This is a genomic window from Pseudoponticoccus marisrubri (assembly GCF_001482405.1).
Classification (GTDB): domain Bacteria; phylum Pseudomonadota; class Alphaproteobacteria; order Rhodobacterales; family Rhodobacteraceae; genus Pseudoponticoccus; species Pseudoponticoccus marisrubri.
The window spans coordinates 132,461-146,558 of record NZ_LPXO01000006.1 but is presented as its reverse complement, the minus strand read 5'-3'; the positions used below and the strand labels follow the sequence as shown (position 1 = coordinate 146,558).

The following is a 14,098-nucleotide window of genomic DNA, read 5'->3' as shown; positions in this document are numbered from 1 at the left end:
CGCAGCTGCTGCCGAGACCCTGCCATGACCGAGACCCTGCCGATGACGATCACCGCCCCGCTGAGCAATGCCCAGCGGAGTCAGCTGACCAGCCTGATCCGCCGCGCGTCGCGGGCCGAGATCCTGCCGCGCTTCCGCCAGCTGGGCCGGCACCAGATCGACCAGAAGACCGGGCCGCAGGACCTGGTCACCGATGCCGACCGGCAGGCGGAGGCGATGATCACCCGCGGCCTCCTGGGCATGTTCCCGCATGCGCTGGTGGTGGGCGAGGAGCATGCCTCGGACAATCCCAAGGTGCTGGACAAGATCGCCGAGGCCGAGCTGTGCTTCACCATCGACCCGGTGGACGGGACCTGGAACTACGCGCACGGGCTGTCCACCTTCGGCGTGATGGTCGCCATGCTGCGCTTCGGCAAGCCGGTGATGGGGATGCTCTACGACCCGATCCACGATGATTTCATCATGGCCGACGAGGCGAGCGCCGCCGAGATGGTGATGCCGCGGCGCGTCCGGCGCAAGCTGGCCACCTCGAAGGGCGGTCCGGTCGAGGATCTGCTGGGCTATGCCTCGCTGCCGCTGATCCCGGCCGAAAAACGCGCCCAGATGGCCGCGACCTTCCCGCGCTTCCGCCGCATCGACACGCTGCGCTGCGCCTGCCACGAGTACCGCATGCTGGCGCAGGGACACGTGGATTTCGTGCTGGCCTCGAAGATGACCGCCTGGGATCACCCGGCCGGCGCGCTCATCACCCAGCGCGCGGGCGGCCACGTGGCCATGCTGGACGGCTCGGATTACAGCGCCGAGCGGCGCTCGGGCCACCTGCTGGCGGTCTGCGACGCGGCGACCTGGGGCCGGGTGCGCGACGTGTTCGATTTCCTGATCGAGACGGAGTGACCGGCCGCGCGCCGGACCTGTCGTGGCGCGGCTTGATCCGGCTGGATCTTGAGTATTTGGAAAGAGAAGAAGCGGGCCGGGGGTGTGGATCCCGGCCCGTCTTGCGTTCGGGGGAGCGTTATTCCGCGGCCTCGGGCAGCTCGCTCATCGGCGGGCAGGTGCAGACGAGGTTGCGGTCGCCATAGACATTGTCGACGCGGTTGACCGGCGGCCAGTACTTGTCGACCCGGAAGGCGCCCGGGGGGAAGCAGCCCTGTTCGCGGCTGTAGGGGCGGTCCCAGTCCTTGACGAGATCCTCCATCGTGTGGGGGGCAAGCTTGAGCGGATTGCTCTCGCGGTCCATCCGGCCCTCCTCGATGGCGCGGATCTCCTCGCGGATGGCCAGCATGGCATCGCAGAACCGGTCGAGTTCGGCCTTGGTCTCGGATTCCGTGGGCTCGACCATCAGCGTGCCGGCGACCGGCCAACTCATCGTGGGCGCGTGGAAGCCCGCATCCATCAGCCGCTTGGCGATGTCCTCGACGGTGATGCCGGCGGATTTCTCGAAGGGCCGCGTGTCGAGGATGCATTCATGCGCGACCCGTCCGGCATGGCCGCGATAGAGCACGTCATAGGCGCCCTCGAGCCGCCGGGCGATGTAATTGGCGTTCAGGATCGCCACGCGGGTCGCCTGGGTCATGCCCTCGCCGCCCATCATCAGCACATAGGCCCAGGAGATCGGCAGCAGCGAGGGCGAGCCATAGGGCGCCGCCGAGACCGAGCCCACGCCCGGCTCGAGCGGGTGCGAGGGCAGGTGCGGTACCAGATGCGCCTTGACCCCGATCGGGCCCATGCCGGGCCCGCCGCCGCCATGCGGGATGCAGAAGGTCTTGTGGAGGTTGAGATGGCTGACATCGCCGCCGAGATCGCCCGGCCGCGACAGCCCGACCATGGCGTTCATGTTGGCGCCGTCGATATAGACCTGCCCGCCATGCGCATGGGTGATCTCGCAGACCTCGCGCACGGTTTCCTCGAACACGCCATGGGTCGAGGGATAGGTGATCATGCAGGCGGCCAGCGCGTCGGCATGTTTCTCGGCCTTGGCGCGGAAATCCGCGAGATCGATGGAGCCCATCTCGTCGCATTTCACCGCGACCACCGTCCAGCCCACCATGTGGGCCGAGGCGGGGTTGGTGCCATGCGCGTTGACCGGGATCAGGCAGACATTGCGGTGGCCCTGTCCGCGCGCGACCTGCCAGTCGCGGATCGTCAGCAGCCCGGCATATTCGCCCTGCGCGCCCGAGTTGGGCTGCATCGAGAAGGCGTCATAGCCGGTGATCGTGCAGAGCTTGGCGCTGAGATCCTCGATCAGCGTGGCATAGCCGCGCGCCTGGTCGGTCGGCGCGAAGGGGTGCAGCGCGGCGAATTCCGGCCAGGAGATCGGCATCATCTCGGCCGCGGCGTTGAGCTTCATCGTGCAGGAGCCCAGCGGGATCATCGCCCGGTCGAGCGCCAGGTCGCGATCGGCCAGCCGGCGCATGTAGCGCATCATCTCGGTCTCGGCACGGTTCATGTGGAACACGTCATGCTGCAGGTAGGGCGTCTGGCGGATCAGCGCCTCGGGCAGGCGGTATTCGGCGTCCAGCGCATCGTCGCGGCGCACCAGCCCGAAGGCCCGCCAGACCGCCTCGATGGTCTCGGGGCGGGTCACCTCGTCCAGCGTGATGCCGACGCGGTCGGTGCCCACGCGGCGCAGGTTGACGCCTTCGCGCCGCGCCGCCTGCAGCACGCCGCGCTGCAGCAGGCCCACGTTGACGGTGATCGTGTCGAAATAGCTTTCGGGCTCCACCTTGAAGCCCGCCGCCTCGAGCCCGCGCGCCAGCCGCACGGTCTTGCGGTGGATGCGCTGGGCGATGGCGCGCAGCCCCTTGGGCCCGTGGAACACGGCGTAGAACCCGGCCATCACGGCCAGCAGCGCCTGCGCGGTGCAGACATTCGAGGTCGCCTTCTCGCGCCGGATATGCTGCTCGCGGGTCTGCAGCGCCAGCCGGTAGGCGCGGTTGCCATGGCTGTCCACCGAGATGCCGACGATACGGCCCGGCATGGCGCGCTTGAACGCGTCGCGACAGGCCATGTAGGCCGCATGCGGGCCGCCATAGCCCATCGGCACGCCGAAGCGCTGGGTCGAGCCCACGGCGATATCAACCCCCATGGCGCCCGGCTCCTTCAGCAGGCAGAGCGCCATCGGGTCGGCACTGACGATGCCCACCGCCTTGGCGCCATGCAGCGCCTCCATCTGCGGGGTCAGGTCGCGCAGGTGGCCATGCGTGCCCGGGTACTGGAAGATCGCGCCGAATACGGCCTCGGGATCCAGCGCGTCGGGCGCGCCCACGATCAGCTCGATGCCCAGCGGCTCGGCCCGGGTGCGCATCACCGCGATGTTCTGCGGGTGGCAGTTCTCGTCCACGAAGAAGGCGCGCGCCTTCGACTTGGCGACACGCTGCGCCATGGTCATCGCCTCGGCGCAGGCGGTCGCCTCGTCCAGCAGCGAGGCATTGGCGATCTCCAGCCCGGTCAGGTCGCTGACCATGGTCTGGTAGTTCAGCAGCGCCTCCAGCCGGCCCTGGCTGATCTCGGGCTGGTAGGGCGTATAGGCCGTGTACCAGGCCGGGTTCTCGAGGATGTTGCGCTGGATCGCCGGCGGCGTGACCGTCCCGTGATAGCCCTGCCCGATCAGCGAGGTCAGCACCTCGTTCTGGTCGGCGACCTGCCGCATCCGGTGCAGCAATTCCCGCTCCGACAGCGCCTTTCCGAAATCGAGCGGCGTCTCCTGCCGGATCGCCTCGGGCACGGTCTGGTCGATCAGCGTGTCCAGATCCGGCACGCCCAGCGTGTCGAACATCGCCTCCATCTCGTCGGGCGAGGGCCCGATATGGCGCCGGTTCGCGAAATCATAGGGCAGGTAGTCGATGGGCTCGTAGGTCATCGGAAACTCCGGATCTGGCCGGGCGCCCCGTCATCGCGGAACGCCCTGCTTCTTCTCTTTCCAAATACTCGACTGCCGCGCCGGTCGGGCCAGCGCAGGCGTCAGGAGATCAGCTTCTTGTAGGCCGCCTCGTCGAGGAAATCGTCGAGCACGCCCAGGTCGGCGATCTTCATCTTGAAGAACCAGGCCTCGCCCTCGGGGTCCTCGTTGATCTTGCCGGGCTCCTCGACGATGGCCTCGTTCACCTCGACGATCTCGCCATCCAGCGGGGCGAGGATGTCCGAGGCGGCCTTGACCGATTCGATCACCACGACCTCGTCATCCTTGGTCACCTCGCGGCCCTCGTCGGGCAGCTCGACAAAGACGATGTCGCCCAGCTGCTCGGTCGCGTAATGCGTGATGCCCACAACGACCAGGTCGTCCTCGACCTCCAGCCATTCATGCTCTTCGGTGAATCTCATGACTGTCTCCCTGTCCTCACCGTTTGAATCCCTGTGCCACGAAGGGCAGTTTCACAACCTCGACCGGGCGGCGCTTGCCGCGCATCTCGCCCCAGAGGCGCTGGCCCGGTCCGGCCATATCGGCCGGAACGTAGCCCATGGCCACCGGTCCGCCCAGGCTGGGCCCGAACCCGCCCGAGGTGATCTCTCCGACCGGGGTGCCGCCGGTCTCGGCGGCAAACAGCGTCACGCCCTCGCGCATGGGCGCGCGGCCCTCGGGGCGCAGGCCCACGCGCCGGCGCGGTGCGCCGCTCTCCATCTGGTCCAGGATCGCCGCGCCCCCCGGAAAGCCGCCCGGGCGCGCGCCACCGGGACGGCGGGCCTTGCCGATCGACCAGGCCAGCCCGGCCTCGACCGGGGTGGTCGTGGCGTCGATATCGTTGCCGTAGAGGCAGAGCCCGGCCTCCAGCCGCAGGCTGTCGCGCGCGCCCAGCCCGATGGGAAGCACGCGGGCGTCGCCCAGCAGGCTGCGGGCCAGGTCCTCGGCCGCGGCCTCGGGGACCGAGATCTCGAACCCGTCCTCGCCGGTATAGCCCGAGCGCGAGACCCAGCATTCCGCGCCGCCCAGCGGCAGCGTGGCCACGTCCATGAAGCGCATCTCGCGGATCTCGGGGCAGTGTTCGGCCAGCACCTCGACCGCCTGCGGGCCCTGCAGCGCCAGCAGGGCGCGGGTCTCGATCAGCTTGACGGTGATGCGGCGCGGCTCCAGCGCGGCGCGCAGCCGGTCCAGGTCGGGCGCTTTGCGCGCGGCATTGACCACCAAGAACAGGTGATCGCCGCGATTGGCGACCATCAGGTCATCCTCGATCCCGCCGTCCTCGTTGGTGAACAGCGCGTAGCGCTGCCGCCCCTCGGGCAGGCCGACGATATCGGCGGGCACCAGCGTCTCGAGCGCGGCGGCCATTTCGGGGCCGCGCAGCACGACCTGCCCCATGTGGCTGACATCGAACAGGCCCGCGGCCTCGCGGGTGTGCAGGTGTTCCTTGAGCACGCCCGCCGGGTATTGCACCGGCATTTCATAGCCCGCGAAGGGCACCATCTTGGCGCCCTGCGCATGATGCACCCCGTTCAGGATGGTCTGCTTGAGTTCGGTTTCGCCCGTCGCGTCGTCTGCCATGCGTCCTCCGGCCGTCCCGGAGCGCTGCGCGTGACCGGGCATCCCGGGCGCGGACCGTCCGCGCCACCTGATGCCCCCTCTGTCCTTTCGCCTGAGATCGTTATCCCTTCGGCGGGCGCGCCGGGCGCCTCTCTCCAGAGTTCTTCCCTGCAGGACGGTCCAGGGGCCTGAGCGTTTCCGGGGCGGTTGCGCCTTCGGCACCGGCCGTGGCCGGTTCTCCCGTCTTGCCCGCCAAGTGCTAGTCGATGGCGGGCGTCTTGACAAGCGGGCTGTCCGCCGCGCCGCCGCGGCAGGCCCCGTGTGGCGCGAGAATGGTCATCAGGGGGGCATTGTCGCAGATCAGCGCGTCGAGCGTGATCGGGTCCAGCGTCGCGTAGAAGGCATTGGCCGCATCGGTCAGTGCGGTGCGCAGGCGGCAGGCCTCGGTCAAGGGGCAGGTATTGTCCACGTCGGCAAAGCACTCGGCCAGCGGCACCGGCGCCTCGAGATCGCGGAAGATGTCGCCGATCACGATCTCGCTGGCCGGCCGCGCCAGGGCCAGCCCGCCATTGCGGCCGCGCTGGGTGTGCAGGTAGCCCAGCTGTGCCAGCTGGTTGATGACCTGCGCAAGGTGGTTCTCGGACGCGTTGCAGCGCCCGGCGATCTCGTGCTTGGTCACCAGCCGCCCGGTATTGGCCGCACAGAACATCAGCACACGCATCGCGATATTGGTTCTCTTGGTCACGCGCATGGCACGCACTCCTTACGGGTCGGTACCCCCGTGTTATGACAGGAACGTGAGGCGGGGCGTTTGACTTGGGTCAATCGGCAGCGATATTTGGCGCATGCAGCATGCATATTTCTTTGGCTATGGCAGCCTGGTCAATCGCATGACCCATGGTTTCACCCCGGTGCACCGCGCCCGCGTGTCCGGCTGGCGGCGGGCCTGGCGGGCGGTGCCCGAGCGGGACCTCTGCGTCCTGACCGCCGTGGCCGATCCGGCAGGCGAGATCGACGGGCTGATCGCGCCGGTCCCGGAAGAGGGCTGGGCCGCGCTAGACCTGCGCGAAGCCGCCTATGAGCGGCACGAGGCCACCGGCGACGTGCGCCACGCAGCCCGGGCCGAGCAGATCGCGATCTATGCCGTCTCGCCCGCGCGCGGTCGCGCACCGGGGCCGGACAACCCGATCCTGCTCAGCTATCTCGACGTGGTGATCGAGGGCTATCTTGCGGAATACGGGCGCGCCGGGGCCGAGGCGTTCTTCGACACCACGGCCGGTTGGCAGGCGCCGATCCTCGATGACCGCGCCGCGCCGCGCTACGTGCGCGCCACCCGGCCCGAGCCCGAGGTGCGCGCCATCGTCGATGCCGCGCTGGCGCGTCTGGGCAGCCGCTTCGCCGCCTGACCTTGGGGGCCTTTCCGGGTCAGTCCTGCGCCATGTCCCGCGCCGGGATGCGCTGCATCAGCGGCATCACGTCGGCCATCTCGGGGCCGCGCTCCTGCCCGGTCACGGCCTTGCGCAGCGGCATGAACAGCGCCTTGCCCTTCCGCCCGGTCTGCGCCTTCACCGCGTCGGTCCAGGTCTTCCAGGTGTCCGGGCCGTAGGGTGCCTCGGGCAGCAACGCCATCGCCTCGGCGATGAAGGCGCGGTCTTCCTCGGCGACCAGGGGCTCGGCGCCTTGCGAGAAGAGCGCCCACCAGGCCGCCAGATCCTTGCGGGTGGTGACGTTCTCGCGGCAGACCTTCCAGAACAGCTCGGCCTTGTCGGCGGGCACGCCCAGCGCGGCCACCTCGTCGGCCACCGCGTCAAAGGGCAGCGCGTGCAGCTTGCGCGCGGTCAGCGGGTACAGGTCGTCGACATCGAACTTGGTCGGCGCCGAGCCGAACTGCGACAGCTCGAACCCCTCGGCGATCTCGTCGAGGCTCATGCGCAGCTCGACCGGCTGGCTGGAGCCCAGCCGCGCCATCAGCGACAGCAGCGCCTCGGGTTCGATCCCGTTCTCGCGCAGGTCGCGCAGCGCCAGCGTGCCCAGCCGCTTGGACAGCGACTCGCCCTGCGGGCCGGTCAGCAGCGAGTGATGCGCGAAGGCGGGCGGCGTGCCGCCCAGCGCGCGGATCATCTGGATCTGCGTGGCGGTGTTGGTCACGTGGTCATTGCCGCGCACGACATGGGTGATGCCCATCTCGATATCATCCACCACCGAGGCCAGCGTGTAGAGGAACTGCCCGTCGGCGCGGATCAGCACCGGGTCGCTGACGCTGGCCGCGTCGATCGAGACCTCGCCCAGGATGCCGTCCTCCCAGGTGATGCGCTCGTGGTCCAGCTTGAAGCGCCAGACGCCGGGGCCGCGCTCGGCGCGCAGGGCCTCGCGCTCGGCCTCGGACAGGGCCAGCGCGGCGCGGTCATAGACCGGCGGCTTGCCCATGTTCAGCTGCTTCTTGCGCTTGAGGTCCAGCTCGGTCGGGGTCTCGAAGGCCTCGTAGAAGCGGCCCATGTCGCGCAGGCGCTGGGCGGCGTCCTCGTAGCGGTCCAGCCGCTGGGACTGGCGCTCGATCCGGTCCCAGCCAAGGCCCAGCCATTCGAGATCCTGCTTGATCGCGTCGACATAGGCCTCCTTGCTGCGCTCGGGATCGGTGTCGTCGATCCGCAGCACGAAATTGCCGCCGGTCTTGCGGGCGATCAGGTAGTTGAACAGCGCGGTGCGCAGGTTGCCCACGTGGATGTAGCCGGTGGGCGAGGGCGCGAAACGGGTGACGGTCATGGGCAGGCCTCCTGGATGGCCGGCGTGTTTTCACACGGCGGCGGATTTGTCCAGTTCCGGGCTTTCCCCCGCCGCGCCGGCTTGTCATGGTGAGGGCCTCAGAGAGGTGCCCATGACCGCAAGTTCCGAGATCCTGACCGTCACCCTGAATCCGGCGCTGGACCTGGCCACGTCGGCGCCCCGGGTCGAGCCCGGGCCCAAGCTGCGCTGCGGGCCCGAGACGGCCGAGCCCGGCGGCGGCGGGGTCAACGTGGCGCGCGCGGTGGTGCAGCTGGGCGGCCATGCGCGGGCGCTGGTGGCGCTGGGCGGGCCCACGGGCGAGTCGCTGGGCGCGCTGCTCGAGGCGCGCGGACTGGAACTGGTGCGCGTGGCCGCCCCGGGCGAGACGCGGCGCAGTTTCGCGGTGACCGACGAGTCGAGCGGGCAGCAGTACCGCTTCGTGCTGTCCGGGCCGGAATGGTCGCAGGCGCAGCTGGACGCGATGCTGGACGCGCTGGACGCGGCGGCGCCGGAACGCGCGATCATCGTGCTGTCGGGCAGCATGCCGCCGGGCGCGCGGCCGGGCTTCATCCCGCATGTCTGCGAGCGGCTGGGCCCCGGGCGGCAGGTGGTGGTCGACACGTCCGGTACGCATCTGGAGGCGCAGGCCAAGGGGCCCGCGCCCATGCCCGCCGTGCTGCGCATGGACAGCCACGAGGCGCAGGCCCTGTCGGGCCGCGCACTGGAGACCCGGGCCGAAAGCGCCGCCTTCGCCGAGGAGTTGCGCCAGCGCGGTGCCGGGCAGCTGGTGATCATCGCCCGTGGCGCCGACGGCTCGGTCATGGCCAATGCCGAGGGGCTGTGGTTCGTGAATGCCGCCAACGCCACCGTGGTCAGCGCCATCGGCGCGGGCGACAGTTTCGTCGGCGGCTTTGTCATGAGCCTTGCGGCGGGGCTGTCCGAGGAAGAGGCGCTGCGCCGCGGGGCGGCTGCCGCCTCGGCCGCGGTGATGAGCGAGGGCACCCAGCTGTGCCGCAAGCCCGATTACGACCGTCTGCTGCAAGAGACGGTGGTCGAGCGCCTGTAGGGCCCGATGCGCCTGTTCATTGCCCTGACCCTGCCCGAGCCCGCGCTGGACGCGGTGGCCGCCGTGCAGGACCGGCTGCCCGCCGGGCGGGCCGTGCCGGTCGAGAACCTGCACCTGACGCTGGCCTTCCTGGGCGACCAGCCCGAGGACGCACTGGAGCCGCTGGACGAGGCGCTGCGCAGCCTGCGCGCGCCGCAGGTCGCGCTGGCGCTGGCAGGGGCCGAGGTGTTCGGCGGCCGGCACGGGCAGGCGGTGGCGCTGGGCGCCGAGGGCGGGCCGGACCTGGCCGATCTGCACGCACGTGTCGCGGCCCGTGTGCGCGGTGCAGGCGTGGCGATGCAGCGGCGCCGGTTCCGCCCGCATGTCACCGTGGCGCGCCTGTCGGGGCGGGCGGATGCCGGCGCGCTGCTGCAGACCCTCGCCCCGGTCAAGCTGGGCCCCTATGCGTGCGGCGCGGTCGCGCTGACCGCCTCGACCCTGCATCGCGACGGCGCGCAGCACGAGGTGCTGGCAAGCTATCCTCTGGGATGACCGCGCGCTGCCTTGAGCCTTTGGCAAGTTTCCCCCTCCCGACCGCCCTTCATTCTGGGGCGAGTCGGTGAAGAAACCCCCAAGATCCGTGTGAAGCCCCGACGGCGTATGGCTCAAGCGTCGGCTCGCCCCTTCCCCTTGCCGCGTGCAGGGGGCATATCTGGCCACATGGACAACACCGGGGCCGAGCGATTTTACGCCGTGGCCGAACAGGCCCGGCAGAGTTTTCCCGCGCCCTTCGCGCGCGGGGCGCAGGACGTGCTGCTGCGGGTCGAGGACTGGCCGCCCCGGCATTTCCTTGACGATCTGGGCATGGAGGATCCGCTGGAGCTGACCGGGCTCTATGACGGGGTGCCGCTGACGCAGAAATCCTTCAGCGACCCGGCGCCCTTTCCCGACACGGTCTGGCTGTTCCGCGAGCCGATCCTCGACGAATGGCGCGCCCGGGGCGACGTGACCCTGGACGCGCTGATCGCGCATGTGGTGGTGCACGAGTTCGCGCATCATTTCGGCTGGTCGGATGACGACATCGCCGAGATCGACCAATGGTGGCTGTGACGCGCTGACAAGTCGGGCAGGGGGCGGGCACCGGCCCGCCCGGCCCGTGTCAGTTGAGCGCTTCGGGCGTCTCGCCGCGCGGGGGCTCGGCCGGGGTTTCGGCGCTGTCGTCGCGGCCGGTCAGCCCCGCGAGGCTGCCATCCATGGACAGGCCCAGCTCGTCGCCCAGCTTCTTCAGTGCGGGCATCTGCACTGCCATGCCCATGATCGAGTCGAGCGCCTGGTTCACCGGCGCCTTGTCGGCACCGTTGCCGCCGGCCCCGCCCGCGCCGTTCAGGCCCGAGACCTGGTGGATGCGGATCGAATCGATCTTCTCGGCCGGGCGCACCGCCTCGGCCATGATTTTGGGCATCGCCTCCAGCCGGGCCAGCGCCACCTTCATCTCGATCAGCGCATCGGACAGCGCGTTCTCGGCATCGGTGATGGCGCGCGTGCCCTCGGCTTCGGCCAGCATGTCGCGCTTCTTGGCCTCGGCGCGGATGGTGATCGCGTCGGCCTCGGCCTGCGCCTCCTCGCGGCGGGCCTCGGCACGGTCGGCGGCGGCCTCCTTCTCGGCCTGCGCCTCGAGCCGGACCCGGGTCGCGGCGCGCTCGGCCTCGCGGGCGGCCTCGATCAGGGCGATCTGCTTGAGGCGCTCGGCCTCGGCCACTTCCTTGGCGGTGGTGACTGCCTCCATCGCCTTGGTCGCCTCGGCCCGGGCGAGGTCGGCGCTGGCGCGCGCGCGGCTCTCCTCCTCGGATTTCTGGGCGATGATCACCTGGCGCTCCTGCTCGGCCACCTCGAGATCGCGCTCCTTGCTGATCTCGGATTCGCGCAGGGTGCGCTCGCGGGCAATCTCGGCGCTGCGGATGGCCTCTTCGCGGGCGATGCGGGCGCGCTCGGTCTCGCGCTGGGCATCCTCGCGGCGGGCGGCGATCTCGGCCTCCTGCGCGGCGCGCATGGTCTGAACGCGCTGGATCTGCTCGATCTCGGCCTGCTGCTCGTCCTGCTCGATCGACAGTTTCTGGCGCTGCGCTTCCATGGCGGCGCGGCGCACGGCGACCTCGGCCTCTGCGTCGATCTGGGCGCGCTCCTTCTTGGAATTCGAGATCACCTCGGCCAGGCGCCGCATGCCGACCGCGTTGAAGGCGTTGTTCTCGTCCAGGTCCTCGAAGGGCGTCTGGTCCAGCGCGGTGAGCGAGACCGATTCCAGCGACAGGCCGTTCTTGGTCAGGTCCTCCGAGACGGTGTTCTGCACCTCCTGCACGAAATCGGCGCGGTTCTCGTGCAGCTGGTCCATGGTCATCTGCGCGGCCACGGCGCGCAGGCCGTCGATCAGCTTGCCCTCGATCATCTCGCGCAGCTGCTCGACATCGAAGGTACGGCTGCCCAGCGTCTGGGCGGCGCGGGCGACGCCCTCCTCGGTGGGGCTGACCGAAACATAGAATTCGACGCCCACGTCGACGCGCATCCGGTCCTTGGTGATCAGCGCCGCTTCCTTGTCGCGCTTCACCTCGAGCCGCAGGGTCTTCATGTTCACCGGCGAGATCTCGTGCAGCAGGGGCACGACCAGCGTGCCGCCATCCATGATCACCTTCTTGCCGCCAGCGCCGGTGCGCACCAGCGTGACCTCGCGCGTGGCGCGGCGGTAGAGCCGGGCCAGCACCAGCCCGATCAGCAGCAGGAATGCCAGGAAGGCCACGACGGCGGCGATGAGTACGGTCAGATTGTCCATGGGGGTCCTCGCAATGGGTGAATGAATTCAGTCAGACAGGGGCACCAGAAGATAGCCGCCCTGCAATCGGTGGCGCAGCACCAGAACCTCGGTGCCCTGCGCGATGCGTGCCTCGTCGCGCAGCGGCTCGGCGCGCAGGTAATGGCTGTTGCCGTAGCGGTCGGTGACGCGCACCTCGGCGGGACGGCCGCGCGCGGCGGTGCCTTGCGTGACCACCCCGGCGCGGCGGCCAAGGTGGCGTTCGGAGAGCGCCTCGGTCTCGGTCTTGGGCAGGATGCGCGCAAACAGCGTGCCGAAGGCGCGGGCGAACCAGATCCCGGCGGCCAGCGCCACGGGGCCCACCAGCCAAGGGGTGAGCGGCCCGCCCAGCAGCCCCGACAGCGCCGATTGCAGCGCATAGCCCGACAGGCCGAAGCCCATCAGCACCGAGGCCAGCCAGATCAGCGCCGGCATCTTGCCGAAGCCCAGCCACGCGGCCAGACCGCCGCCCCCGGCCGCGGCCGGCGCCTCGGCGTCCAGCTCGTCGAAACCGGCCAGTTCGAAATCCCCCGGATCGGCGTCGAGCCCGTCGAAATCGATGTCGAGATCCGCGTCGATGTCGAGATCGCCAAGGTCGGGCCCGTCCAGGTCCGGCCCCTCAATTCCTTCGCCCCCGGCGCCCAGCAAGGTCCCGCCCAGGATCGCGAAGACCAGTTCCAGCACCAGCAGCCCGAACAGCAGCGCGAGTGACAGGGTGAAGGGAAAATAGGCGGGGCTCAGGAATGTCTCGATCATCAGGTCCTGTTTTTGTATGCTGTTGTATACTATTAATATGGGCGCTCACGGGCGCGTGATAATTGCGCAAATGCAACACTGGCCGAAAACCGCGACGCCGCGATGACAGGATGCCCCAAATCGAACACCCGGGGAAGTTGGGAATACCCGGCCTCGGGCTCCGTGCGCGCCGCTAGCCGTCCCGTGCCGGGTCGTCTGGATTGCTGGAGAACAGCGCGATCTTGTTGCCCTGCGGATCGCGCAGGTAGCCCACAAAGAAGCGCGGGCCATAGGCGGCCCGGAACCCCGGCTGCCCCTCTTCAGTGCCGCCCGCGGCCAGCGCGGCCGCGTGCAGTTCGCACACCTGTTCCTGGTTGCGCGCCTCGAAGGCGACCATGGCGCCATTGCCGGCCGAGGCCGGGCGCCCGTCAAAGGTCGGCTTGACGTAGAAATCCGGCAGCACCGGCGCCTGGCCGGGCGGGATGGGCAGCGTATAGCTCAGCCCCTCGGGCCCTTCGCTCAGCCCGTAGTCCAGCGCAGGCAGAAATGCGTCATAGAACCGCCTCGCGCGGGGCAGGTCATCGGCCCCGACCGTAACATAGGCAATCATGCGAGCCGTCTCCCTCCGTGTGCCGAAGCTGTGGCGCAAGGATAGGGCATGTCGCCGGTCCGGCCCAGAGCCCGGCCGGGCGGGGTCTCACCCCTCGGCGCCGGCCAGCGCGTCCAGCACCGCGCGTGTCGCGTCCGAGGACCAGTCTGCATCGCCGGTCAGCCGCGCCACTTCCTCGCCCTCGGGCGAGATGATCAGCGTGACCGGCAGGCCCAGCACGCCCAGCTGTCGCGCCATGGCCGAGTTTGGGTCGCGGTGCAGCGGCAGGTTCTCGACGCCGATCTCGTCGAAGAAGGCCTTCATCTTGGCCGGCGGGTTGCGCGAGGTGGCGATGGTCAGCACCTCGAACCCCTCGCCGCCGCGCTCGGCTTGCAGGTCGGCCAGCATCGGCATCTCCTTGCGGCAGGGCGCACACCAGGTTGCCCAGAAGTTCAGCACCAGCCACTTGCCCTCCCACTCGGACAGCGTCAGGGGATCGCCCTCGAAGCTGATGAAACCCGCGTCCGAGACCGGCTTGGGCGCGGCATGGAAGACGAGTTTCTTCATGTCCCCGGTCGCGGCGGCCCTGGCCGCGTCCACATCGGCGACCGCCGGATTTGCAAGCGCCAGAAGGGCGGTATAGAGCAGCGCGGAACCAAGACGTTTCAT

14 protein-coding genes and 1 riboswitch are annotated in these 14,098 nt (G+C 69.6%); of the genes, 5 read left to right on the top strand and 9 right to left on the bottom strand.

Translation table 11 applies throughout. From position 1 onward, the window contains the following. The first annotated feature begins 24 nt into the window (after positions 1 to 24). A complete protein-coding gene (locus AVJ23_RS11775) occupies positions 25 to 894 on the top strand; it encodes an inositol monophosphatase family protein (protein WP_058862389.1) in 870 nt (289 codons plus the stop codon). Positions 895 to 1,012: 118 nt separating this feature from the next. On the opposite strand, the gene gcvP is transcribed toward AVJ23_RS11775, so the two are convergent. The 4 genes from gcvP to AVJ23_RS11755 all read right to left on the bottom strand — a co-directional run bounded on the left by gcvP (position 1,013) and on the right by AVJ23_RS11755 (position 6,206). Then, complete coding sequence (gcvP, locus tag AVJ23_RS11770) at positions 1,013 to 3,859, bottom strand: aminomethyl-transferring glycine dehydrogenase (RefSeq protein WP_058862388.1); 2,847 nt, start codon at positions 3,857 to 3,859, stop codon at positions 1,013 to 1,015. 101 nt (positions 3,860 to 3,960) lie between these two features. Continuing rightward, positions 3,961 to 4,320, bottom strand: a complete 360-nt coding sequence (gene gcvH, locus AVJ23_RS11765) for a glycine cleavage system protein GcvH (protein ID WP_058862387.1) — start codon at positions 4,318 to 4,320, stop codon at positions 3,961 to 3,963. 16 nt (positions 4,321 to 4,336) lie between these two features. Then, positions 4,337 to 5,476, bottom strand: a complete 1,140-nt coding sequence (gene gcvT, locus AVJ23_RS11760; protein ID WP_058862386.1) for a glycine cleavage system aminomethyltransferase GcvT — start codon at positions 5,474 to 5,476, stop codon at positions 4,337 to 4,339. A gap of 145 nt (positions 5,477 to 5,621) precedes the next feature. Then, positions 5,622 to 5,708, bottom strand: a riboswitch (glycine riboswitch). A 6-nt stretch (positions 5,709 to 5,714) separates the two neighbouring features. Further along, on the bottom strand, positions 5,715 to 6,206 hold the full coding sequence (locus tag AVJ23_RS11755) for an RrF2 family transcriptional regulator (RefSeq protein ID WP_058862385.1): 492 nt from the start codon (positions 6,204 to 6,206) through the stop codon (positions 5,715 to 5,717). Between the two features lie 94 nt (positions 6,207 to 6,300). On the opposite strand from AVJ23_RS11755, the gene AVJ23_RS11750 reads away from it, so the two are divergent. Next, a complete protein-coding gene (locus AVJ23_RS11750; protein ID WP_058862384.1) occupies positions 6,301 to 6,861 on the top strand; it encodes a gamma-glutamylcyclotransferase family protein in 561 nt (186 codons plus the stop codon). A gap of 19 nt (positions 6,862 to 6,880) precedes the next feature. On the opposite strand, the gene gltX is transcribed toward AVJ23_RS11750, so the two are convergent. After that, positions 6,881 to 8,218, bottom strand: a complete 1,338-nt coding sequence (gene gltX / locus AVJ23_RS11745; RefSeq protein ID WP_058862383.1) for a glutamate--tRNA ligase — start codon at positions 8,216 to 8,218, stop codon at positions 6,881 to 6,883. A 112-nt stretch (positions 8,219 to 8,330) separates the two neighbouring features. Here gltX and AVJ23_RS11740 point away from each other — a divergent pair, with 112 nt between their 5' ends. The 3 genes from AVJ23_RS11740 to AVJ23_RS11730 all read left to right on the top strand — a co-directional run bounded on the left by AVJ23_RS11740 (position 8,331) and on the right by AVJ23_RS11730 (position 10,373). Continuing rightward, a complete protein-coding gene (locus AVJ23_RS11740; RefSeq protein WP_058862382.1) occupies positions 8,331 to 9,284 on the top strand; it encodes a 1-phosphofructokinase family hexose kinase in 954 nt (317 codons plus the stop codon). A 6-nt stretch (positions 9,285 to 9,290) separates the two neighbouring features. Continuing rightward, positions 9,291 to 9,815, top strand: coding sequence for an RNA 2',3'-cyclic phosphodiesterase (gene thpR, locus AVJ23_RS11735; protein ID WP_058862381.1), 525 nt, complete (start codon positions 9,291 to 9,293; stop codon positions 9,813 to 9,815). 168 nt (positions 9,816 to 9,983) lie between these two features. Beyond that, the gene (locus AVJ23_RS11730) at positions 9,984 to 10,373 is read left to right on the top strand and encodes a metallopeptidase family protein (RefSeq protein WP_058862380.1); all 390 of its coding nucleotides are present in this window, start codon (positions 9,984 to 9,986) and stop codon (positions 10,371 to 10,373) included. A gap of 49 nt (positions 10,374 to 10,422) precedes the next feature. On the opposite strand, the gene AVJ23_RS11725 is transcribed toward AVJ23_RS11730, so the two are convergent. From AVJ23_RS11725 to AVJ23_RS11710, 4 genes are all read right to left on the bottom strand, one after another. Next, entirely contained in the window at positions 10,423 to 12,087 is a 1,665-nt protein-coding gene (locus AVJ23_RS11725; protein WP_058862379.1) for a flotillin family protein, read from the bottom strand. Positions 12,088 to 12,114: 27 nt separating this feature from the next. Next, on the bottom strand, positions 12,115 to 12,861 hold the full coding sequence (locus tag AVJ23_RS11720; protein WP_058862378.1) for an OB-fold-containig protein: 747 nt from the start codon (positions 12,859 to 12,861) through the stop codon (positions 12,115 to 12,117). Positions 12,862 to 13,033: 172 nt separating this feature from the next. Then, positions 13,034 to 13,450 (bottom strand): VOC family protein, encoded by a 417-nt coding sequence (locus tag AVJ23_RS11715; RefSeq protein WP_058862377.1) that lies wholly within the window; start codon positions 13,448 to 13,450, stop codon positions 13,034 to 13,036. Positions 13,451 to 13,537: 87 nt separating this feature from the next. Continuing rightward, positions 13,538 to 14,098 carry a TlpA disulfide reductase family protein gene (locus AVJ23_RS11710; protein WP_058862538.1) on the bottom strand — a complete coding sequence of 187 codons (561 nt, stop codon included), beginning with the start codon at positions 14,096 to 14,098 and terminating at the stop codon, positions 13,538 to 13,540.